General features: G+C 70.6%; 22 protein-coding genes. 10 read left to right on the top strand and 12 right to left on the bottom strand.

Going from position 1 to position 22,553, the window contains the following annotated elements; genetic code table 11:
* The 4 genes from O7629_RS08260 to O7629_RS08245 are packed head-to-tail and all read right to left on the bottom strand — an operon-like array spanning position 1 to position 5,036.
* The gene (locus tag O7629_RS08260) at positions 1–1,509 is read right to left on the bottom strand and encodes a 2-hydroxymuconic semialdehyde dehydrogenase (protein WP_278168447.1); all 1,509 of its coding nucleotides are present in this window, start codon (positions 1,507–1,509) and stop codon (positions 1–3) included.
* A complete protein-coding gene (locus O7629_RS08255; protein ID WP_278168446.1) occupies positions 1,506–2,849 on the bottom strand; it encodes an NAD(P)/FAD-dependent oxidoreductase in 1,344 nt (447 codons plus the stop codon). The genes O7629_RS08260 and O7629_RS08255 overlap by 4 nt, the downstream gene beginning before the upstream one ends.
* Entirely contained in the window at positions 2,842–4,131 is a 1,290-nt protein-coding gene (gene kynU, locus O7629_RS08250; protein WP_278168445.1) for a kynureninase, read from the bottom strand. Before kynU ends, O7629_RS08255 begins: the two co-directional genes overlap by 8 nt.
* Before the next feature lie 11 nt (positions 4,132–4,142).
* On the bottom strand, positions 4,143–5,036 hold the full coding sequence (locus tag O7629_RS08245; RefSeq protein ID WP_278168444.1) for a tryptophan 2,3-dioxygenase family protein: 894 nt from the start codon (positions 5,034–5,036) through the stop codon (positions 4,143–4,145).
* A gap of 143 nt (positions 5,037–5,179) precedes the next feature.
* Between O7629_RS08245 and O7629_RS08240 the strand changes: the two genes are divergently transcribed.
* The 8 genes from O7629_RS08240 (at position 5,180) to O7629_RS08205 (ending at position 13,571) form a co-directional block, all read left to right on the top strand.
* Complete coding sequence (locus O7629_RS08240) at positions 5,180–5,617, top strand: Lrp/AsnC family transcriptional regulator (RefSeq protein WP_123600997.1); 438 nt, start codon at positions 5,180–5,182, stop codon at positions 5,615–5,617.
* 46 nt (positions 5,618–5,663) lie between these two features.
* Entirely contained in the window at positions 5,664–6,824 is a 1,161-nt protein-coding gene (locus tag O7629_RS08235; protein WP_278168443.1) for an aminotransferase class I/II-fold pyridoxal phosphate-dependent enzyme, read from the top strand.
* 87 nt (positions 6,825–6,911) lie between these two features.
* Positions 6,912–7,277: a MerR family transcriptional regulator gene (locus O7629_RS08230; RefSeq protein ID WP_278168442.1), complete on the top strand. Its 366-nt coding sequence runs from the start codon at positions 6,912–6,914 to the stop codon at positions 7,275–7,277.
* Positions 7,274–8,161, top strand: a complete 888-nt coding sequence (locus tag O7629_RS08225; RefSeq protein WP_278168441.1) for a TIGR03619 family F420-dependent LLM class oxidoreductase — start codon at positions 7,274–7,276, stop codon at positions 8,159–8,161. Before O7629_RS08230 ends, O7629_RS08225 begins: the two co-directional genes overlap by 4 nt.
* A 112-nt stretch (positions 8,162–8,273) precedes the next feature.
* The gene (locus tag O7629_RS08220) at positions 8,274–9,122 is read left to right on the top strand and encodes an SGNH/GDSL hydrolase family protein (RefSeq protein WP_278168440.1); all 849 of its coding nucleotides are present in this window, start codon (positions 8,274–8,276) and stop codon (positions 9,120–9,122) included.
* A 108-nt stretch (positions 9,123–9,230) separates the two neighbouring features.
* Positions 9,231–12,104 (top strand): AfsR/SARP family transcriptional regulator, encoded by a 2,874-nt coding sequence (locus tag O7629_RS08215; RefSeq protein ID WP_278174453.1) that lies wholly within the window; start codon positions 9,231–9,233, stop codon positions 12,102–12,104.
* Between the two features lie 150 nt (positions 12,105–12,254).
* A complete protein-coding gene (locus tag O7629_RS08210) occupies positions 12,255–13,028 on the top strand; it encodes a hypothetical protein (RefSeq protein ID WP_278168439.1) in 774 nt (257 codons plus the stop codon).
* A gap of 102 nt (positions 13,029–13,130) precedes the next feature.
* Positions 13,131–13,571 (top strand): aspartate/glutamate racemase family protein, encoded by a 441-nt coding sequence (locus tag O7629_RS08205; protein ID WP_278168438.1) that lies wholly within the window; start codon positions 13,131–13,133, stop codon positions 13,569–13,571.
* A gap of 14 nt (positions 13,572–13,585) precedes the next feature.
* Here the strand turns inward: O7629_RS08205 and O7629_RS08200 are convergent, their stop codons facing one another.
* Positions 13,586–14,368 (bottom strand): transposase family protein, encoded by a 783-nt coding sequence (locus O7629_RS08200; RefSeq protein ID WP_278168437.1) that lies wholly within the window; start codon positions 14,366–14,368, stop codon positions 13,586–13,588.
* A gap of 741 nt (positions 14,369–15,109) precedes the next feature.
* Between O7629_RS08200 and O7629_RS08195 the strand changes: the two genes are divergently transcribed.
* Positions 15,110–15,943 carry a transposase family protein gene (locus tag O7629_RS08195; RefSeq protein WP_278168436.1) on the top strand — a complete coding sequence of 278 codons (834 nt, stop codon included), beginning with the start codon at positions 15,110–15,112 and terminating at the stop codon, positions 15,941–15,943.
* A 423-nt stretch (positions 15,944–16,366) separates the two neighbouring features.
* Here the strand turns inward: O7629_RS08195 and O7629_RS08190 are convergent, their stop codons facing one another.
* Positions 16,367–16,795, bottom strand: coding sequence for a hypothetical protein (locus O7629_RS08190; protein WP_278168435.1), 429 nt, complete (start codon positions 16,793–16,795; stop codon positions 16,367–16,369).
* Positions 16,796–16,803: 8 nt separating this feature from the next.
* Positions 16,804–17,550, bottom strand: coding sequence for a polymorphic toxin-type HINT domain-containing protein (locus O7629_RS08185; protein ID WP_278168434.1), 747 nt, complete (start codon positions 17,548–17,550; stop codon positions 16,804–16,806).
* A gap of 342 nt (positions 17,551–17,892) precedes the next feature.
* On the opposite strand from O7629_RS08185, the gene O7629_RS08180 reads away from it, so the two are divergent.
* On the top strand, positions 17,893–18,510 hold the full coding sequence (locus O7629_RS08180; protein ID WP_233605752.1) for a cupin domain-containing protein: 618 nt from the start codon (positions 17,893–17,895) through the stop codon (positions 18,508–18,510).
* Positions 18,511–18,587: 77 nt separating this feature from the next.
* On the opposite strand, the gene O7629_RS08175 is transcribed toward O7629_RS08180, so the two are convergent.
* The 5 genes from O7629_RS08175 to O7629_RS08155 are packed head-to-tail and all read right to left on the bottom strand — an operon-like array spanning position 18,588 to position 22,545.
* A complete protein-coding gene (locus O7629_RS08175; protein WP_278168433.1) occupies positions 18,588–19,736 on the bottom strand; it encodes an alpha/beta hydrolase in 1,149 nt (382 codons plus the stop codon).
* Positions 19,733–20,743 (bottom strand): LLM class flavin-dependent oxidoreductase, encoded by a 1,011-nt coding sequence (locus O7629_RS08170; RefSeq protein WP_278168432.1) that lies wholly within the window; start codon positions 20,741–20,743, stop codon positions 19,733–19,735. Before O7629_RS08170 ends, O7629_RS08175 begins: the two co-directional genes overlap by 4 nt.
* Positions 20,744–20,759: 16 nt before the next feature.
* Positions 20,760–21,119, bottom strand: a complete 360-nt coding sequence (locus tag O7629_RS08165) for a TIGR04076 family protein (RefSeq protein ID WP_278168431.1) — start codon at positions 21,117–21,119, stop codon at positions 20,760–20,762.
* On the bottom strand, positions 21,116–22,117 hold the full coding sequence (locus O7629_RS08160) for a zinc-binding dehydrogenase (protein ID WP_278168430.1): 1,002 nt from the start codon (positions 22,115–22,117) through the stop codon (positions 21,116–21,118). Before O7629_RS08160 ends, O7629_RS08165 begins: the two co-directional genes overlap by 4 nt.
* Positions 22,114–22,545: a DUF4440 domain-containing protein gene (locus O7629_RS08155; protein WP_278168429.1), complete on the bottom strand. Its 432-nt coding sequence runs from the start codon at positions 22,543–22,545 to the stop codon at positions 22,114–22,116. The genes O7629_RS08160 and O7629_RS08155 overlap by 4 nt, the downstream gene beginning before the upstream one ends.
* Positions 22,546–22,553 lie beyond the last annotated feature (8 nt).

Raw genomic sequence — 22,553 nt, 5'->3', positions numbered from 1 at the left:
TCATGTCAGGTCCACGCAGACGTTGGTCAGTTCGGAGTAGAAGTCCAGCGAGTGCACGCCGCCCTCCCGGCCGACGCCGGAGGCCTTGACCCCGCCGAACGGGGTGCGCAGGTCCCGCAGGAACCAGGTGTTGACCCAGACGATGCCGGCGTCCAGTCGGGCACCGGCCCGGTGCGCCCGCCCCACGTCGCGGGTCCACACCGTCGCCGCGAGGCCGTAGTCGGAGTCGTTGGCCAGCGCGAACGCCTCCTCCTCGGTGTCGAACGGGGCGATGTGGCAGACCGGGCCGAACACCTCCTCGCGCAGCAGCCGCGCCGAGGAGTCGAGCCCGGTCAACACGGTCGGTGCGACGTACGCGCCGCCGTCGCGGGCGTCGCCGAAGGTCGGCACGCCGCCACCGGCGAGGACCTGCGCGCCTTCGGCGCGGGCCAGGTCGTAGAAGCCCAGCACCTTGTCCCGATGCGCCCGCGAGATCAGCGGCATCGTCGAGATCGTCTCGTCGGCGGGCCAGCCGTACCGGGCGTCGCGGGCGGCGGCCGCCAACCGGTCGACGAAGGAGTCGAAGACCGGCCGCTGCACGTACAGCCGCTCGGTGCACAGGCACACCTGTCCGCCGTTGGTGAACGACGACCGCACCGAACCAGCGACGGCGGCGTCCAGGTCGGCATCGGCGAACACCAGACCGGCGTTCTTACCGCCCAGCTCGAACGACACCGCCTTCACCCCGTCGGCGGCGGCCCGCATGATCGCCGACCCGGTCGCCGACTCACCCGTAAACGTGATCGCGTCCACGCCGGGATGGGTGGTCAGCCACTCCCCCGCCGCGCCCGGCCCGAAGCCGTGCACCAGGTTGAACACCCCGTCGGGTACGCCGGCCGCCGCCATCACCTCCGCCAGCAGCGTCGCCGACGCCGGGGTTTCCTCACTCGGCTTGACGACGACCGCGTTGCCGCAGGCCAGCGCCGGGGCGACCTTCCAGGTCAGCAGCAGCAGCGGCAGGTTCCACGGCACGATGACCGCGACGACGCCGACGGGTTTGCGGACGGCGTAGTTCAGCGCCCGGCCACCGGTCGGGGTGACCGTGGTGAACGACTCCGTCGGCGCGGTCGCGGCGATCTCCGCGAACGCCCGGAAGTTCGCCGCCCCACGCGGAATGTCCAACGTCCGGGCCTGACCGACCGGCTTACCGGTGTCGGCGACCTCGGCCGCCACCAGATCATCGAAGCGGCGGTCCAACTCATCGGCGACCGCCCGCAACACCGCCGCCCGGTCCCGCTCACCCAAGCCACCCCACGGACCACGCAACGCCGCACGGGCCGCCGCCACCGCCGCGTCCACCGTCGCAGAATCGGCCTCCGCCACCTCGAACACCGTCTCCCCGGTCACCGGCGACACCTTCGCAAACCGCTTCCCGGTATCGACGAACCGGCCGTGGACGAAGTTGCGCAGCAGGCCGGGACCGTCGGCGGCCGGCCGGCCGACGTACAGGTCGGGGTGCCACAGGGTCATGAGCGTCCCTTCCGGACGAGCCGGTGGACGGCGGCGCCGAGTGCCCCTACTGACAGCGCCGCCGTCCCGGCCACCGCCGCCGCCAGCAGCTGGTGCTGGCGGCGGACCCGACGCCTGACCTCGGCGTACGGGATGGTGGTGAAGGAGACCATTTCGTAGCGGGACACGTAGCGCCCCGGCAACGCCCGTTCCAGGGCGTGTTCGACCTTGCGGAAGGTCTGGAACGTCGGGGAGGCGACCTTGTCGCGCATCTCGACGAAGTTCGCCAGCGCCATCTGGGCGATCGCCTCGGCGTTGTCCTGGCGGCGGGACTGGTACAGCGGCAGCGCCGCCGCCCAGTCTCCGCCGGTGTCGTCGAGGCAGCGGTCCAGCTCGACGACGTCCTCGAAGGCACAGTTGGCGCCCTGACCGTAGAACGGCACGACCGCATGGGCGGCGTCGCCGATCAGCGCCACCCGGCCGCCGACCTGCCACGGGTCGCAACGCACCGTGCCGAGCAGACCGACCGGGTTGTGCTGGTATTCGTCGACCAGGTCCGGCGCCAGCGGCGGCACGTCCGGGTAGTGCTCGCGGAAGTGCCGCTCGATCGCGGCCGGGCTGCTCAACGAGGCGAAACTCGACGTGCCGCCGGTCGGCCAGAACAGGGTGCAGGTGAAGGAGCGGTCCGGGTTCGGCAGGGCGATCATCATCGACGTGCCGCGCGGCCAGATGTGCAACGCGCCCGGATCGAGGGCGTAGTCGCCGCCGACCGCCGGGATGGTCAGCTCCTTGTAGCCGTAGTCGAGGAAGTCGAGACTCTCGTCGACCAGGCCGTGGGCGAGCAGTTGGCCGCGTACCGCCGAACCGGCGCCGTCGGCGCCGAGCACGACCTGCGCCGGCGCGCGGACCGTGCCCTGCGGGGTGTCGAAGGTCGCCTCGCCGGTGGCCGGGTCGAGGCCGACGAGCCGGTGGTCGAAGACGACGGTGACGCCGGGCGCGGCCTCAGCCGCGTCGAGCAGGGCGTTGTTGAGCGCGCCCCGGCTGATCGAGTTGATCGCCCGCTGCCCGTCGGCGCTGTAGGGCTGGAAGTCGAGCTCGCCGTCGACCGGGTGGATCATCCGGCCGGGCATCGGCAGCGCGTCGGCGAGCACCTGGTCGGCCAGGCCGATGCGGCGCAGCGCGTCCAGGCCGCGTTCGGACAGCGCCAGGTTGATCGACCGCCCGCGTTCGGCGGTGCCGCGTCGCGGGTCGGGTCGGCGCTCGTAGAGGGTGACCGGCAGGCCGCGGCGGGCCAGGAAGCAGGCGAGCAGGCTGCCGGCCAGGCCGGCGCCGACCACCGCGACGGGTGCACGTTCAGACATCGTCGCCGCCTTGCGTCGGGAGGGTCGCGGCGAGCGCCCGGGCGGCCCGCCAGCAGTCGTGGTACGTGGAGTACAGCGGCACCGGGGCGAGCCGGACGATGTCCGGTTCCCGGGCGTCGGCGATCACCCCGTGTTCGTGGCGCAGCCGGGCGGTCAGCGCGTGCGCCCCCGCCCCGCCGCCGATCCGCAGCGACAGCTGGCAGCCGCGCCGGGCCGGGTCGCGGGGGGTGACGACGCTGACCGGCCGGCCCGCCAGGGTCTCGTCGAGCAGCTGTTCCAGGTAGCCGGTGAGCCGTTCGCTGCGCTCGCGCAGCGCCGCCATGCCGACCTTGTCGAAGATCTGCAGCGAGGTACGGACCGGGCCCATGGCGAAGATCGGCGGGTTGGAGATCTGCCAGGCGTCGGCGCTGGCCGGTGGCCGTGACACCGGGGTCATCTCGAAGCGGGTGGCCGGCTCGGTGCTCCACCAGCCTTCGAAGCGGGCCAGCGTCGGATCGCCGTGGTGGCGTTCGTGCACGTACGCGCCGGCGAGGGCACCCGGCCCCGAGTTGAGGTACTTGTAGGAGCACCAGGCGGCGAAGTCGACACCCCAGTCGTGCAGCCGCAGCGGCACGTTGCCCGCGGCGTGCGCCAGGTCCCAGCCGACGATCGCGCCGGCGGCCCGGCCCGCCTCGGTGATCGTCGGGATGTCGAGCAGTTCGCCGGTGAGGTAGTTGACCCCGCCGAGCAGCACCAGCGCCACCCGGTCACCGTCGGCGCGCAGGTAGTCGACGACGTCGGCGGTGCGCAGCGTGTCCTCGCCGGGGCGCGGCCGCAGTCGGACCACCGTACGGTCGGGGTCGAGGCCGTGGAAGACGGCCTGGCTGCGCACCGCGTAGCTGTCCGACGGGAATGCCGAGTCCTCGATGACGATCCGGGTGCGGTCGCCGGTCGGCCGGTAGAACGACACCATCAGCAGGTGCAGGTTGACCGTCAGCGAGTTCATCACCACGGCCTCGCTGGGCAGGGCGCCGACCAGTCGCGCGACGGTCTCGGTGAGCAGTTCGTGGTACGGCAGCCACGGCCGGCCGGCTTCCAGGTGGCCTTCGACGCCGAGCCGGGCCCAGTCGTCGAGGTCGTCGAGCAGCTCGGCGCGGGTGGCCTTCGGCTGCAGGCCGAGGGAGTTGCCGGCGAAGTAGGCGACGTCGGGGTGGTCGCCGCCGGTGGCCGGCGGGATGTGGAACAGGTCGCGGTGCCCGGGGTCGGCGGCGTCGCGGCGACGGGCGTCGTCCTCAGTGAACATGCGGCAGCCTCTCACATGCTGGTCCGGGCGGACCAGATCTCGGGGAACACCACCCGGTTCATGCTGCGCTGCAGCCAGGCCAGCCCGGCGGAGCCGCCGCTGCCGACCTTGGCGCCCATGGTGCGCTGCACCGCCTTGAGATGCTTGTACCGCCAGTCACCGAACTGTTCGGCGACCTCGGTCAGCGCCTCGCCGAGCTGCCGCAGGTGGTTGTCCGGGCCGTTGACCCGGTAGACCTCGACCCAGGCGGCCTCGACCGACGGGTGCGGTTCGTGTTCGGTGGCGACGTCGCGGCCCAGCAGGTCGGCCGGGATGTCGTGGCCGGCGCGGGCCAGCAGGGCGATCACGTCGTCCCACAGACTCGGCGCGTGCAGGGCCTGCTCCAGCTCGGCGTACACCTCGGGTTGGCGGCGGAACGGGCGGATCAGCGACGGGGTCCGGACGCCGAGGATGAACTCCAGTTGCCGGTACATCGCCGACTGGAACCCGGAACCCTCACCCAGCAGGTTGCGGAACCGGTTGAAGTCGGCCGGGGTCATCCAACGCAGCGTCTGCCAGGAGGCGTTGAGGCCTTCCAAATGCAGGGCTGCGCGGCGCAGCGGGGCGAGCGCCTCCCACACCCGGTCGGCGCGGATCAGCCGTTGGGCGTGGCGCAGCTCGTGGCGGGTCAGCCCGAAGTACAGCTCCATGATCTGGCTGACCATCAGGAACGACATCTCGCCGGGGTCGTCGCTCAGGGTGCGCTGCAAACTGTGCAGGGTGCTGGCGTGCACGTAGGCGTCGTACGGCACCCGGTCGCCGAACTCCAGGGTCGGCTCGCCGGCGTTCGCGGCGGCGCGGGCGTCGCGTTCGGCGGCGTCCACCGGCCGCACGGCCGGTGGGCTGGCCACGTCGGTGCTGTTCACGTCGGCTGCCCTCCCTTTGCTGTGTCGCCCATGATTGCCGACTTGCGGTCCGTGGCTGAATACCGGATCAACGGCGGTACGGGGTCGCGACCCGCAGGTCCGTGGCTAGATTTGGGTGGTCGGTTAACGAAGGGAAAGTGTCCGTGGACGAGATGGATTGGGCGCTGCTGCGTGAGTTGCAGGCCGATGCCCGACTTTCCTTCAGCGAACTGTCCCGCCGGGTGCATCTGTCGCCGCCGGCCGTCGCCGAGCGGGTACGCCGGCTGGAGGAGTCCGGGGTCGTCAGCGGCTACCACGCGCACGTCGACCTGACCCGGGCCGGCTGGACGGTGATCGCGCTGATCCGGATGTCCTGCTACGGGTCGCACTGCATCCTGCGGGACCCGCAGGTGCCGACCTGGCCGGAGATCCTGGAGATCCACCGGATCACCGGGGACGCCTGCTCGATGTTGAAGGTGGCGGCGGCATCGATGGACGCCTTCGAGGACGTGATCGACCGGCTCGCCCCGTACGGTCAGCCGTCCAGCACGATGGTGCTCTCCACCCCGCTGGGCTGGCGTCCGGTCACCGCTGCCGACTGACCTTAAGCTCCCCGAGGTGACCACCGACGAGAAGTTTGGAGTTCTCGTGACGAATGTTCGGTATGGCGACGGGGCGTGGGTGCCGCTGGACCGGGCCCGGCAGCGGACCAGCATCAAGTGGCGGGTGTACCCAGCTGACGTGCTGCCGGTGTGGGTGGCGGAGATGGACGTCGAGCCGGCCGGACCGGTCGTCGAGGCGATCGACGCGGCAGTGCGAGCCGGGGACATCGGGTACGCCACCGGGGCCGGCTACGCCGAGGCGGTCGCCGGGTTCGCGGCGACGCGGTGGGGGTGGGACGGTCTGGACCCGGCGCGGACCGCGACCGTGCCGGACGTGATGCTCGGCGCGGTCGAGATGCTGAAGCTGGTGACCGGGCCGGGCGACACGGTCGTGATCAACCCGCCGGTGTACCCGCCGTTCTACGGGTTCCTGCGCAACCTGGACCGGCCGGTGCGGGAGGCCCCGCTCGGTCGGGACGGCCGGCTGGACCTCGACTCGCTGGCCGAGGCGTTCACCGCCGCCCGCGCGGGTGGCCGCCGGGCGGCGTACCTGCTGTGCAGTCCGCACAACCCGACCGGGACGGTGCACACCGCCGACGAGCTGGCCGCCGTCGCGGAGCTGGCCGGCCGGCACGGCGTACGGGTGGTGGTCGACGAGATCCACGCCCCGATGACCGCGTCCGGAGTGACGTTCGTGCCGTACCTGTCGGTGCCCGGCACGGACGACGGCCTGACGCTGATCTCCGGCTCGAAGGGCTGGAACCTGGCCGGCTTGAAGGCCGCCCTCGCGGTCGCCGGGCCGGCCGCCGCTGCCGACCTGGCCCGGCTGCCGGAGGAGGTCGGCCACGGGGTCAACCATCTCGGGGTGATCGCGCACACGGCGGCGTTCCGTGACGGCGGCGACTGGCTGGACACCGTACGGTCGGCGGTCGACGCGAACCGGCGGCTGCTGGCCGACCTGCTGGCGGACCGGTTGCCACAGATCGGGTACGCACCCGGTCAGGCGACCTTCCTGGCCTGGCTGGACTGCCGGGCGTTGGGGCTCGGCGACGACCCGGCGGCGGTGTTCCTCGACCGGGGGCGGGTGGCGCTGAGCGCCGGGCTGGACTTCGGCGCGGGCGGGGCCGGGCACGCCCGGTTCAACCTGGCCGCCGCGCCGGAGACGATCACCGAGGCGGTACGCCGGATGGCTGCCGCCCTCGGCTGACCGTCGCCAGGACCGCCGGCTCGTTGCCCTGACACCGACGTCAAGGTTTAGCGTCACGGTGGGTCCGAGGCTGGCCGGGGAGGTCACATGTTGATCGGTGAGCTGGCGCGGCAGGCCGGGACGAGCGCCCGGACGCTGCGCTACTACGAGGCGCAGGGGCTGGTCCGGCCCCGGCGATGCGCCAACGGCTACCGCGACTACGACGATACGGAGCTGCGGGTGGTGGGCGAGATCCGGTCGTTGCTCGCGGTCGGTTTCGATCTGGAGGACATCCGCCCGTTCGTGACCTGCCTGCGGGCCGGGAATCCGTCCGGCGACGTCTGCCCCGACTCGATCTCGGTGCTGCGGCGCAAGCTGGCCGAGGTCGATGTCGGACTGGCACGGTTGGCAGGTGTCCGGGAACAGCTGCGGTGCCAGCTCGACCGGGCGCGGGCGGATCGGCGGCGGCGGTGAGGTTCGCGGTCAGTTACAGCACCCCGCTGCACGGCACCGACCCGGACCGGCTCATCGGGTACGCCCAGCACGCCGAGGCATGCGGGTTCGAGGGGTTGTACGTGCCGGAACACGTGGTGCTGTATCCAGGTGCGACGGTCGGGGCGGTCGAGATGCCGCCGTCGCTGCCGTACGCGGATCCGTTGGACCTGCTGGCCTTCGTGGCGGCGGCAACCGACCGGCTGCTGCTCGGCACCGGGGTGCTGCTGCTGCCGTACCACCATCCGGTGGTGCTCGCCAAGCGGCTGGCGACGATCGACGTCCTGTCGAAGGGCCGGATGCGGCTGCTGACCGTCGGACTGGGCGGCCTGCCCGGTGAGGCGACGGCGGTGGGGGTCGACTTCCGTTCCCGTGGCCGACGTGCCGACGAGGCGATCGACGTGCTACGGCTGCTGTGGGGCGGTGACGCCGACGGTGTGTCGTTCCACGGCGAGTTCTTCGACTTCGAGCGGGTGTGCAGCTTTCCGAAGCCGCACGGCGCCACCGCGTTGCCGATTCACGTGGGTGGTTCGAGCCGGGCGGCGGCCCGGCGGGTCGGGCTACGTGGCGACGGCTACTTCCCCGGTGGGCTGTTGACCCCGGACGAGCGGGCGGCACAGTGGAAGCTTGCTCGGTCGGTCGCGACGGAGGCCGGCCGTGACCCTGACGCGCTGGAGTACACCCGGTGGGGGTCGACTGAGCTTTCGGCGCAACGGGTCGAGGCGTACGCGGCGCAGGGGGTGACCCGGATCGTGGTCGGCAGCGGCGCCGACACCCTGGCCGAGCAGCGGGACGACCTGTCCGGTTTCGCCGACCGGTTCGGTCTACGACCGACGAAGGGTGATCAGCGGCTCAGTCGACAGTAGGGTTTCCGACGCTTCGATTGATTACCGGCTATCGGCGGCGCATGCTCACTTCCACTTTGGAGACGACGGCCGCCCCGGCCGGAGCGTCTCCACCATCGAAGGAGGCGTCACCATGCTGAGCCGTGCCCGAAAGCTCCGGCCCGCCCTCGCGTTGCCCGTCGCGGCGACGCTGCTGATCACCATCGCCGCCGTGCCCGCCGCCGCCAACGCCGCCGGTACGGCCGGCGACACATCCGCCGCCGACGACCGGCAGTATGTCGCGCTGGGTGACTCGTACTCGTCCGGGGTGGGCGCCCCGCCGTACACCGACGGCGACTGCGACCAGAGCGCCCACTCGTACGCCGCCCAGTACGCCCGGAACAACCCGCGCCTGTCGTTCGGCTTCTCGGCGTGCAGCGGCGCCACCACCGACGACGTGATCGCGCACCAGCTCGGCTTCCTCGGGCCGGACACGATGCTGGTGACCATCACCGTCGGCGGCGACAACCTCGGCTTCACGACGACATTGAGGAAATGCATCGAGGCGCTGCTCGACAGCACCTGCGAGGACGCTGTGAACAAGGCCCGCGAGTACATCAAGACGACGTTGCCGGGCAAGCTGAAGCAGGTGTACGGCGACATTCTCGCCGCCGCCCCGAACGCCAAGCTGGTGGTCCTCGGCTACCCGCAGTTGTTCGCCCCGTCGTTCTGCTTCGAAGCGCCGCTGGACGCTAACCGACGGGGGTGGATCAACCACGCGGCGGTGCAGCTCAACGAGGCCATCGGGGACACGGCGAAGACGTACGGGGTGTTCGTCCCGGTCGACGCCCTGTTCGACAGGCACCGGGTCTGCGACGACGATCCATGGCTCAACGGCATCACCGCCATCGACGACGCGTTCCACCCGAACCTCGCCGGCTACACCGACGGCTACCTCAAGGCTCTCGACGCCGTCCTCCATCCGGTCACCGCAACCCACTGACGACGACTGACCAGCACCTATACTCCGCTCGGTCGATATGCGGGAACTTCGATCACCGTCCGGCACCGGGCGGTGGCACAGCGGTCACGAGGTGGAGTTCCGTTGCGGGTGCAGGTGCTGGGCCCGGTACGGGTATGGCGCGAGCAGCAGGCACTCGACCCCGGGCCGACCGCCCGCCGGGCGGTGCTCGGGCTGCTCGCGCTCGCCGGCGGGCAGCCGCTGCCCCGCTCGGAGCTGGTCAACGCGCTCTGGCCGGACCAACCGCCGCCGGCGACGTCGACCAACGTCATTCAGACCCACGTCAAACACCTGCGCCGACTGTTCGAACCGGACCGCCCGTCCCGGGCCCCGAGCCTGCTGCTGCCCCAGATCGGTGACGGATACCTGCTGCGGACCTCGGCCGTCACGGTCGACCTGCTGCGGTTCCGGCACCTGGTCGCCGCCGCGCGGCCCGGCGCAGCCGCCCCGCAGCGCGACGCCGAACTGCTCGGCGAGGCGCTGCGGCTGTGGCAGGGGCCGCCACTGGTCGACGTGCCCACGTTGGCCGGTCATCCGAAGGTGGTGGCCCTCGACGGTGAACTGCAGGCTACGTTGACCCGGTACGGCGACCTGATGATCGCCTGCGGCCGGGCGAGCGCCGCACTGCCCTGGCTGACGCAGGCCGCCGCCGCGAAGCCACTCGACGAGGCCCGCCAGGCGCAGCTGATCCGCGCGTACCGGGCCAGTGGGCAGCGGGCCGAGGCGTTCACCGTCTTCCACGACACCCGGGACCGGCTCGCCGACGAACTCGGTGTCGATCCCGGCCCCGAGCTGGTCGCCGCGTACACCGATCTGCTGCGGGCCGACGCGCCGGCCGGGGCGCGTACCGCCAGCGAGCAGGTCTGGCCGCGCCGGGGCCGGCGCCTGGACGCGATCGCGCCGGTGCCGGCGCAGTTGCCGGCCGACGTCGCCGGGTTCACCGGCCGCGCCGCCGAGCTCCGCTGGCTCGACCGGACGATGAGGGCCGCCGGACGCGGCGACGCCGATCCGGGCGCGGTGATCTGCGTGCTGTCCGGCACCCCGGGGGTGGGCAAGACCGCGCTGGCGGTGTGGTGGGCGCACCGGGCCCGCGACCGGTTCCCGGACGGGCAGCTCTACATCGACCTGCGCGGATACGACCCGGAGCAGCCGGTCGAGCCCGGTGCGGCACTGGCCCGGTTCCTGCGGGCGCTCGGCGTGGCGGACGCCGACATGGCGTTGGACGTCGACGAACGCGCCGCCCACTACCGCAGCCTGATGGACGGCCGCCGGATGCTGGTGGTACTCGACAACGCGGCGTCGGTCGAGCAGGTACGGCCGCTGCTGCCCGGTGCCGCCTCCTGCCCGGTGCTGGTGACCAGCCGGGATCCGTTGGCCGGGCTGGTCGCCCGGGAGGGAGCCGGCAGGCGTGGGCTCGGCCTCCTGCCGATCGACGACGCGGTGGCGCTGCTGCGGCGGCTGGTCGGCGACCGGGTCGACGCCGAGCCGCAGGCCGCGGTGACGCTGGCAACGCAGTGCGCCCAGCTGCCGTTGGCGTTGCGGGTCGCCGCCGAGTTGGCGACCGCCCGCGCCGAGCTGAGCCTGACCCGGCTGGTTGACGGGCTCACCGACCGGCGGCGACGGCTGGACATGTTGGACGCCGGCGGCGACCGGCGCACCGGCGTACGGGCGATCCTGTCCTGGTCGTACCAGTATCTGCCGGCCGACGCGGCGCGCGCGTTCCGGCTGCTCGGGCTGCATCCCGGGGCGGACGTCGACGCGGCGGCGGTGGCCGCGCTGGCCGGAACGGATCCGGTGACGGCGGATCGGCTGGTCGACCGGCTGTGCCGGGCGCACCTGGTGGAGCCGGCCGGGCCGGACCGGTACGGCATGCACGACCTGCTCCGGGCGTACGCGGCGGAGCTTGCCGCCGACGTCGACCCGCCGGAGGTCCGCGACGCTGCCGTGACCCGGTTGTTCGACTACTACCTGCGTACCGCCGCCACGGCGATGGACGCGGTGCACCCGGCCGAACGTCACCTGCGGCCGACGGTGCCGCCGACCGGTCCGGACGGTGATCTGACGGAGGTGCGAACCGCGCCGCCGACCACGCCGGGCGGTGCCCCGGGGGCCGCGCGGGTCTGGTTGGAGGTGGAGCGGGCCAACCTGATGGCGGTCACCGCGTACGGTGCGCGGCACGGCCGGGCCCGGCACGCCGTACGGCTGACCGCGCTGCTCTACCGGCATCTGGAATGCGGCGGCCACTATCCGGACGCGATCACCATGCAGGGTCACGGGATCGCTGCCGCCCGCGCGGCAGCTGACCTGGCCGGTGAGGCGAACCTGCTGACCAACCTGGCCGTCGTGCACGACCATCAGGGGCGCCGCCAGCAGGCGGTGGCGCACCTCCGGCAGGCGTTGGCGCTCTACCGCGACGTCGACGAGCCGGCCGGTGAGGCGCGGACCCTGGGCAACCTGGGTGTGGTGCTGGGTGAGCTGGGCGACCGGCGTTCGGCGATCTGTTACATCGGCCGGGCACTGGCGCTACTGCGTAGGCTCGGTGAGCATCACGGGGTGGTCCGGGCGCTCGGCAGCCTGGGTCAGCTGTTCACGGTCGAGGGCCGGCTCGGCGACGCCGCCGGGCAGCTGCGCGAAGGGCTGGTGTTGTGCCGCCGCACCGGCGACCGGGTCGGCGAGGCGATGCTGCTGAACTACGCCGGTCAGCTGCACAACCGCCGTGGCGCCCACCGTGCTGCGGCCCGCTGCCATGCCCTGGCCCGGTCGATCGCCGCCGACACCGGGTCGCGTGGCGTCGAGGCGCTGGCGTTCGACGGGCTCGGTGCGGCGGCGCACGCGGCCGGGCAGCGGGCGCAGGCGCACGGCTACTGGCGTCGCGCGCTGGCGATCTTCACCGAGTTGGGCGCTCCAGAGGCGGCGGCGATCAGCGCCCGGTTGTCGGCGGAACCGCCACGACGTCCACCGTGATCCGTGAGCGTCCGCCGTGATCCGTGAGCGCGCGCCATGGATCCAGTCGTGGTCCAACCGTGGTCCAGACGATCTCGCCAGACTGGCCGCGCTCCGCTGACCTGCGGGGTCACCGCTGGCCACCCTGGCCGCCAGTTGAAGGAGATCCTGTTGAAACAGATGCGCTACCGCCGTTGGTTGGCCGCGGCCGCCGCGGTCGTGGTCACCGTGCCGCTGGGGGCCCGACCGGCACAGGCGTTCGACATCTCGTCGGTCATCGCCGCCGCCAAGAGCGCCTACGAGCTGTACAAGGAGTACAAGCAGGGGGCGTCGCTCGACCAGTCCACCACCAAGATCATCAACACCATCAACGGCGCCAAGGTGGAGATCCTCGCCCAGATCGACCGGATCGCCACCGCACAGGCCAAGGCCTGCGCGCGCAGCGCCATCATCGACTTCGACGACATCAAGACCTTCACCCGGGACAACCTTCAGGCGTACGCCCGGGACACCACCGCCTGCGTCACCCTGATCGACAGTCTGCTCGAAGTCGTCACCGACGAAGCCTCCGCCGACCAGCTCGGCTTCACCCTCAACACGGTCGGCCCGCTGGCCCTGACCGCCCGGGCGCACGCCGGGCTGAGCACCAGAGGGCTGCTCGAACTGACGATCGGCAGCAACAACACGGTGCTGTCCGCTCTCGCCCCGAACTGCACCACCAACCTGCTCGGGCTCACCGGCATCCCGCAGTCCGGCAAGATCTACCGGTGGGAGACCCGGTGCGTGGCCTACAACAATGTCGTCGCGGTCACGACCAAGAAGATGTACTACCCGCCGACCAGCAACCCGTGGGACATCCCCGGGACCACCGCCACCGCGATGCGCAACACCAGCCACGCCGAGGCGCGGGCGGTGCTGCCGATCCTGATGTCGACGCCGAGCTGACCGGCTGAGCGTCGACCGCAGTCGATCATCGATCCGGACGTTCCGGGCCGGCGTCACCGCCGGTGCGGAACGCCCGACCACGCGGGCGGCGACCAAGGCTTTGTGTTACCCATTTTCGCAGCTCAGCACGGGTGCGGATCTGGTAGCGACCGGCAGGCAGCGCAGCAGGCGGTCGGCCCGGACACCGAGATCGTGGTCCGCAACCTGCGCGGGGTGCCGCCGAGTGCGTACATCGCCGCCGACGACCTGCTCTACAGCCCGCTGCTCGGCGAGGTGTGCGCCGGCGCCGACGACGGTTTCGACGCGATCGCCGTCGCCTGTGCCTCCGACCCAGCGGTACGCGAGGCCAAAGCGCTGGTTGACGTTCCGGTGACCGGGCCTCCCACCACAAGACCAACAACAGTCACCGGCGTCGACATCCCCACACCCTACCGCAGGGCGAAAAGTCCACATTCTACCGAGCGTAGACTCCCCCCTACGCCTCGGCGCAACGGAAACCGTGATCGCGAGCTGGGCACTTTCCAGGATGGTGAAAGTTTATGATCAGGGAGCCCTTTTCATGCTGCGTAGCGGTCGGTCTCGACGTGGTGCAGAACGAGGATGGCCTGCACGATCGCGGTCGCTCGCCGTGGACAGCAGCGCAGCTTGGCCAGGATCTTCCAGGCCTTGAGGGTGGCGATTGCGCGTTCACCGCGGGCGCGGATCTTCGCGTGGGCGCGGTTGATGGCCTTCTGCCGGCGTGACAGCTTCGGGCGGAAGCGGCGTCGCTTGAACGGAGTGCGCACGCTGCCGCGGGCTCCTTGGTAGCCCTTATCGGCGAAGGTCATCACGTCCGCCCTGGTCAGCGCATCGATAATGCCGTAGGTCCTGGCTGCGGTCAGGTCATGAACCGAACCGGGCAGCGCCGGTGAAGCCCAGACGAGCCGGCCAGCGGCATCGGCGATGACCTGCACATTCACGCCGTGGTGCTTGTGTTTCCCAGAGTAGTAGGGTCGCTGGTCGGCGACCCGATCGATCGGAATCAGGGTGCCGTCCAGGATCGCGTACGCCAGTCGGCGGATCCGTACCATGGCGGTGGCCAGGTCATCGGCGGCCGTCGCGAGCAGGGCTATCGCTTCCTGGACGTAGCGCCAGGCGGTGGCGACGCCGATCTCGAAGCCGGCCGCGAGTCGGGTGTAGGTGTCGCCGTTGCGCAGATGGGCCAGGGCGAGCAGCGCCTGCCGGCCGGGTTCGAGGCGCCGCCACCGCGATCGGCGCTGCTTACGGTGGCTGCGGATGCGTTCGGCCAGGTGGTTCAGGGTGCGGCTGGACAACGAGATCGTGGCGGGGTAGGACAGCATGGCGAGGCTCCCGGTCGGGGCTTCGAGTCTTGGTCGACAGCTGTCCTACCTGGAGCCTCGCACCCATCGATCAGCGGGCCTACCGCATCCGCCCTGAGCTGCAAGATCAGCTTGGAAAAGGCTCAGGGCACTGGAATCGGTATCGAGGATACCGAAGTCCATCAAGATAGTACATATCGATCGCATACTCGAACATAGGCCCGTGTTCGATAAGCGCCTCCAAGAATCCAGCCAGTCGATCACGCTCAGTAGTCAGATCAGGATCGAACAACACTCGCTGCGTCCAGGGCAGTGCCACCTGGATCATCAAATCGAAGTCACTGACTCTATCGAGTGGCTCCAGCACAGGAAGTGACGAGTGGAGGTGCCGGCAAGCCAACTCCACTAGACTGGGACGACAGAATGGCATCGCAAGCCAGAGAAGGTCACCGAGGGCCCCAAAGCTCCACGGCATCGGGATTTGCGGGTCAGCACCCAAAGATGGAACGGCGATCCACTCCACACAATCACGCTCAGGCGCGCCGCCGGCCACTCAAGCCACCCCTCGACGTCGGCTGCCACACGAGGACAGTCGACCAACAAGCGGTAGACTTGAGTGACCATTGAAGTTATCTCAACAACGAATTGGTTGTTGAATGGTGCGACACGCGCATAAGAGGCAAAAGCGACGATTCTTGTAGGACGTGAGGTCCTCCGATAAACCGGTCTCACCACAAGAATCCGTCACCAGAAGGACCCCACGTGATCACTTATCGTGCCGCACTCGACGTCCCGAGGGAACTCGTCGCCTACGTGGCGAGCCTGCTCCGCGCCCACCGATGCACCCTGGGAACATGCAAGGGCACCCGCCTGCTCACCTGCTGGCGGCAAGCGGTGTTCGGCCTGGTCTGGTTCCGTGACCGTGGCGTGGACATCCCCCAACTCGGCACCGGATTCGGGCTGTCCCGGCCAACCTCCTACCGCTACCACAACGAGGTCCTGACGGTGCTGTCCGCGCAGGCGCCGGACCTGAACACCGCCCTCGACCGGGTCGAGGCCGAGGGCTGGTCCCACCTGATCCTGGACGGCAAGATCGTCGACAGCGACCGGTACGCGGAGAAGACGGTCAGCCGCAAGGGCGAGACCATCGACGCCTACTACTCCGGAAAGACCCACGGCTTCGGCGGCAACATCCAGGCGCTGATACGCCCCGACAGTTTCCCGATATGGGTCTCCGGTGTCGCTCCCGGCTCGGTCCACGACCTGCGTGCCGCTCAGGAGACCGTCCTCGGCGCGCTCTACGCGGCGGCCGCCCGCGGCCTGCCCACCCTCGCGGACTCCGGGTACGAAGGAGCAGGTCGCGGCGTCCACACCCCGGTGAAGAACCCGGCCGGTGGGCACCGGCTCCACGTCGACAACCGCACCTACAACACGCTCCTGCGGGCGATGCGGTGCCTCGGCGAACGCGGATTCGCGCTGTTGAGCCAGAGATGGCGTGTCCTGCAGGGCGTCACCACCCCGCCGACGAAGATCGGCGATATAGCCAGAGCGGCCCTCGTGCTACTCCACTTTGAACATGGATACATATCTCGTTGAGATAACTTCACTGAACTCACTTTCGGTCTTCGCATTGATTAGGCTACGAATCTTGTCAGGCATGCCGAACCTGGAACGTGACTGGATAGGTGCGTGGGACCTTGGAATACCGCAAGCGCGCGAGGTGGGTCAGGCGGTTGTGGGAATCCAGGGGCTGCCGGCGGCGGGAGTGTCAAGTAGTTGTACACACCCGCAAGTGTTTGTTCCGGGGATCGACGCCGCACCGCTACGCGGCACGCCACCGAGCAGGTTAATCCCGCCCAGCGAAGCCGCCGAGAATGTCATCGATAGTTGTCAACATGCGTGCATGGCTTGACGGCAACCCAAGTGTACCACAACAGACCTGTAAACCCAACGGCAACTCTCCGCACAGGAACGGGTGCCGCTCAGGTGGCTGCCCTGCCGCACAAACCCATGACTCGATCAGCCACCGGTGGGCACGAGAAGGGACGGGTTTTGGACGCCATAACGGTTACCGAATCGCATTAGCGCCCCCTCGGAACTCAAGTCATTCAAGACGGACTTCACAGCCGACACTGCCGGTAGCTGCATATGGCCGGACGTCTCCATAAATAGCAATACGTCGTGAGCGGAAAAGACGTCGCCTTGGCCGGTATCACCGCTGTCGAAATGCGCCTGACCTCCAGACTGAACCACTACCGTGTAGCCGATTCCGTGGACGAAGTATTCCAACCCACTCAGCGTGCGACCCTCGCGAGCGTTTCGTCCCCTCAGTACGGCAGAGACGATATCTGCCGCGGAAGCAACTGCGAAGGTGCGCTCGATTTCCTGCTTGGCCTGCACAAACGAGGCCAGAACGCGCACCACGGCCTCTCGGACCTCGATAGCCATAACCGCCCCTACCTCAACTTGTATGGATTGAGACGATTCCCCATAAAGGACTGCGCAGAACGAATCACGTCGTCCATATCGGCATAACCCCTAAATCCTCCGGTCGCGAGCTGATCCGTGACATCCTGGATCGGAACCCTCCCCAGGCCAGCCCGCCTAGCCGCATCGAGACGGTGATGGCCGTCAACCACATACATTTCGTCACCGTTCCTCGCGATAGAAATCGGGCCGCTTTCTTCCCAATCAAAGGTGCCGTCACGCATCTGGTTCCGCATACTCGCAACCTTCTTCGAAGACGAGTCCCCAGAAATTGGATGAGTTGGCCTGAGATCATCTGGGCTAGCGGTGCAGTTGTGTACCAACACCGGCACGTTGCCGGCGAGCACATAGTACGTGTGGATGTCGGCGACGGTGAGGTTGTGGACCGTGGCGGGCTGCTGGTAGGCGAGGATGTCGATGACCCGCAGGCGGGAGCCGTCCGGAGCCAGTAGCTCGTCACCAGGCCGCAACGTGCTGGCGTCACGCCACGTCGCCTGGCTGGCCACCCAGAACGGGTGGCCGTCGGTAGCGGTAATGGCCTGAGACTCTTGTCCGTCGCCGACCGCGACGGTGATCTCGACCAGGTCCTTGTCGCCGGTGCCCTCGATCGTCGCGGTTACAGCCTTGACTGCTGTCTCACCGGTCTCCGGGTCGCTCGCCACCACCCGGTCGCCGATTTCGACGTCCTCGATCGGCTTATGCGAACCGTCCGCCAACAACACGAGCGTACCTGGGACGAAGCTGTTCCCCGTTTCGCATTTGTCCGGTTGCTCAGACAGCGGTCCGCCACCGCGAAGTCGACCGAACTATAAGGGCTTTGAACGATCGGCGTAAATGCCCGTCACAAGCTGCAACCACAAAGCGGACACGGCGCACCCATCCGACGCCAACGGGTAACGAACAGTGAGCACAACGAACAACTACACAGCGCTACGACCCCGAAGCCCTCCTCCACGAGGTCCGGTCGGGGTTCCAGTTGGGGCGGTTAGTTCGATACCATCGAACAAGAATCGGCGCGGCCCGGCGGGCGGTCCGCGCGGGGGGTCACGGGAGGTCCGGTGCGCAGGTCTGATCGCGTCGTCGCCGACGGCGACGCACGCCAGGATCTGGTCGGCGCCCGGATGCGCCAGTTCCGCAAGGAGCAGGGGCTGACCCTGCGCGGTCTGGCCAGCCGCGCCAACCTGTCGATCGGGTTCCTGTCCCAGGTCGAGCGGGGTGTCTCGTCGATCGGGCTGACCGCGCTCAACAGCGTCGCCGCCGCCCTGGACCGGCCGGTCGCCGAGTTCTTCAGCGCGGAGCCGACCGAAACCGCCGAGGACCCGCAGGGCAGCCTGCCGGTGCACTTCACCCTCACCCGGGCCGACAACGGCGCCACCGAGTACGTCTCCGGCCAGCAGACCTACCGGATGCTCTCCGACCGTGGCCCCAACCTGGTGCTGGAGCCGATGCTGGTGCACATCGCGCCGGGCGGGCGCCGCGAGGAGGCGTACGGGCACTTCGGCGAGGAGTTCGCGTACGTGGTCAGCGGCGAGTTGCTGTACGAGGTCGACGGGGTGGAGCACCGGCTCTACCCGGGCGACAGCCTGCACCTGCGGTCCAGCACCCCGCACCGGCTGTACAACGACACCGACCAGGTGACCACTGTCGTGTCGGTGGTCACCCCACGGCTGTTCTGACCGCCGCACTGCCCACTAGTGGGCAACATGTTCACTGACACGTAATAATTTCGGGCCGGCTGACCGGATCCGGCCCGTCACCGGCCCAGGACCCGGTCCACCTGCGTCATCGTCGCCTGCCAGATCGGGGCGGCCGGGTCGATCACCGAGAAGTGGTCGCCCGGCTGCTCCAGCCAGCCCGGGTCTTCCCCGGCGGCCCGCGCCGCCGCCACGTACCGGCGGTTGAAGTCGATCAGGTCGAGGTCGTCGCCGGCACCCTGGACGATCAGCTGCGGCACCCTGATCGGCAGCCGGGCCATCGGATCCGAGGCGGCGTACACCTGCGGCACAGTGTCGCGGCCACCGCCGAGCGCGGCGGCGACCGCGCCGGTGCCGACCTGCCGCCGGTCCCCTTCGGCCAGGTCCAGCACCCCGGCCAGGGAGACCGCCAACGCCACCGGCACCGGGCCGCCGTCGGCGGCCAGCCGCACCGCCAACTGCCCGCCGGCGGAGTGGCCGAACACCGCGACCCGGTCCAGGTCGAGCAGACCGTCCGGCACCGCGCCGCCGGTCAGCTCGGGCAGGTTGGCCAGCACCGCCAGCCCGGTCGCCACGTCGGCGGTGGTGGCCGGCCAGCCGTGCCGGTCCGGCCGGCGGTACTCCAGGTTCCACGCCGCGTAGCCCCGGTCGGCCAGGTCGACGGCGAGCGCGTCCATCAGGTCCGCCGCCCAGATCGACCGCCAGAAACCGCCGTGCAGCAGCACCGCCACCGGCAACGGCCCGGCGGACACATCAGGCGCATCGGCCGGTAGCCGCAGCTCGCCCCACTGCTCCGGGTCCTGCCCGTACGCGATCCGTCGCGCCGGGCGGCGCAGCCGGTGCACGGCGTGCCGGATCGCCCAGGCCAGCCCCCACACGCCCCGACCCGACAGATGGACCGAGCCAGGACCGGTCGGCTGCGGGTCGGTCACCTGCGGGTCGTAGTGGACGGTGCGTCCCGCCCAGCGGCCGTCGGCGGTCAGCAGCGCCCGTACCGCCGGGTCCGGGCCGGGCAGCAGCACCACCGCGCGCCCGCCGACGCTGCCGGCCCCGTCGAGCAGGCCGCGGACCTCGGCGGCGTCGGCGGCGACCACGAAGTCGCCGACCACGCCGAGGCCGGCCGTCTCGGCGACGACCAGGCCCCGCAGCAGTTCCGGGTCGACGGTCAGCCCCGGGCCGGCGACGACCAGTACACCGTCGACTGTCATCGGGAAGCCTCCCTACGTAGCAGCGGCAGCACCGCGCTGCCGAGCAGCTCCACGCCACGGTCGTCGGTCAGCCCGTGCGGGGTGCCGAACTCGACCCGGCGCACCCCGGCGTCGATCAGCGCCTGCGCCTGGGCGGCGACCTGCTCCGGGGTGCCGGAGAAGGCGAACCGGTCCAGCAGGTCGTCGGGCACCAGCCGGCCGGCGTCGACGTCGCGGCCGGCCGCCACCAGCGACTTCACCCGCGTCAGCAGCTCGTCCGGCACGGTCACCGTCGGGTCCAGGTCGGCGACCACCGCCAGGTACATCGCCACCTCGGTGCGGGCCTTCGCCCGGGCCGCCGCGCCGTCGGTGTCCACCACGGTCACCGCTCCGAACACGATGCCGACGTCGTCGACGGACCGGCCGGCGGCGTCGGCACCGGGGCGCAGCCGGTCGCGGATCACCGGCACCATGTCCGGGTTGGCGCTGCCACCGACCTTGATCTCGTCGGCGATCCGGCCGGCGAGCGCGGCACCCCGTGGCCCCCAGGCGCCGAGCAGCAGCGGCGGGTCCGGGCGGTGCACCGCGTACCGCAGGGCGGTGTCCGGGGCCAGCCGGAACACCCTGCCGTCGAACCCGGACCGGTCGCCGCGCAGCAACCGACGGATCACCTCGGCGGCCTCGGCGAGCACGGTCAGCGGACGCGGCTGCTCGATGCCGACCGCACCGAGCCAGGTGCCACGGGCCAGCCCCAGGTAGGCCCGCCCGTGCGAGGCCAGGTCGAGCGCGGCGAGCTGGCCGGCGATCTCGTACGGCGCCATCGAGTACGGGTTGAGGCAGGCGGTGCCGAGCCGGACGCGCTCGGTGGCGGCGGCCATCTCCAGCAGCGGGAAGATCGGCGGCTGGTACATCAGGTCACCGAAGACGCTCAGCACGTCGAAGCCGTACGCCTCGGCGGCGCTGGCCAGCCGGGCGTAGTCGCCGGCGCGTTTGTCGCTCTGCAGTCCGAGTCCAATTTCCACAGCCACGCGAGCCTCCGATGATTCAGGTCAGGTCGGCCGAGTTCATCCGTCGCTTGCAGGTCCGTTCGACCCGCATGACCAGGCCCTCCTCCGGGTCCGGGCAGGCGAACAGGGTGTCGCGTTCCAGCCAGTCCCCCGGCGGCATGTCGCGCTGCTTGGCGGCCAGGAACGGCAGCACCGACGCGAGCGCGTACACGCAGAAGTGCTTCCCTTCCGGGATCTTCAGGTGCGCGCTGTCGGTCAGGTCGAAGTGATCGCCGACGGCCATCCCGCAGACCGACCGGCCGGCGATCCGGTCCACACTGACCCGCAGGTCGTAGACCTCCATGTCACCGCCGCCGGTCATGTCACCGCCGTCGGTGCCGGCAGTCTGGTCGCTCATCGTTGCTCCCTCGGGTCGATCCGGACGATGATCTTTCCGGTGGTGCGCCGGTCGGCCAGGTCGGCGAGCGCGGCCGGGGTGCCGGCCAGGTCGACGACCCGGTTCACCGGGGGCCGGACCGTGCCGGCCGCGATCAGCTCGAAGATCCGCTGGTACGCCTGGGCGACCGCGTCCGGGCGGGTCCACGGGTACGTCGAGCCCCAGGAGAGCCCGACCAAGGTGTGGTTGCCGGCGATCAGCCGCATCGGGTCCACCGGCGGCGGGTCGCCACCGGCGGCGCCGACCGCGACGAGCCGGCCCTCGAACGCCAGGCAGTCCAGCGACCGGGTGAACACGTCACCGCCGACCGGGTCGACGACGACGTCCGCGCCGGCGCCGCCGGTGGCGTCGCGTACCGCCTCGACGAAGTCGCCGGCCAGGTAGTCGATCGCGACGTCGGCGCCGTTGTCGCGGCACAGCGCGGTCTTCGCCGGCCCGCCGGCGGTGCAGATCACCCGGGCACCACGGGCGGCGGCCAGCTGGGTGGCGGCGACGCCGACGCCACCGGCTCCGGCGTGCACCAGCACCGTCTCACCAGGCCGGACCGCGGCGCGGTCCAGTGCGAACCAGGCGGTCTGGTAGGTGACCGGGACGGCGGCGGCCACGACCGGGTCGATCTCCGCCGGACGCGGTACGGCGAGCGCCGCGTCGATGGTGACGGTCTCGCCGAGCGCGCCGTGCGGCAGCGCCGGGCAGGCCACCACGTCGGTGTCGGCGAGCGCTTCGGCGCCGGCGCCGGTGGCCACGACCCGGCCGGCCAGCTCGACCCCGGGAGTGAACGGCGGCGCCGGGCGCACCGGGTAGCTGCCCCGGCAGAGCATCACGTCGAGGAAGTTCAGCCCGACCGTGGCGACGGCGATCCGGACCTGGCCAGGGCCGGGTGGCGGGTCGTCGGGCAGGTCGGCGACGGTGAGCACCTGGTCGGGTTCGCCGTACCCGGTGGCGATCAGCCGTCTCATGCCGGACCGCCGGCCGGTTCGAGAGCCGGTCCCGTCGGGTGGCGGACCAGTTCGGAGTGGTGGTGCACGATCCGCCAGCCGTCGTCGGTGCGGCGCAGCACGTCGGTGACCCGGCTGTGTTCGGCTGGGCCGCCACCGGTCGGCACCGCGACCAGCACGTAGCGGGCCACTGCGGCATCGCCCCACACGTCGATCCGCAGGTCCTCGGGGGCCAGCCGGTCCAGCACCGGCCGGGCTCCGGCGGCGTCGCGCTGGGACCGGTAGGCGTCCAGCTGGTCGCGGGTGCGCAGCGGGCCAGGCAGGTGGGTCTCCCAGGTGGTCACGTCGGCGTGCAGGTGCCGGTCGAAGCGAACCCGGTCGCCGGCGAGGAACGCGTCGTACATGTCGCCGATCGCGGCGGCGATCGCGGCGGTCTCCTGCTCGGACATTCTGCTCC

The sequence above is a fragment of the Solwaraspora sp. WMMD792 genome, from assembly GCF_029626105.1.
Lineage (GTDB): Bacteria > Actinomycetota > Actinomycetes > Mycobacteriales > Micromonosporaceae > Micromonospora_E.
The sequence above is the reverse complement of the archived record's forward strand: the minus strand, read 5'-3'. Positions and strand labels throughout refer to the sequence as shown.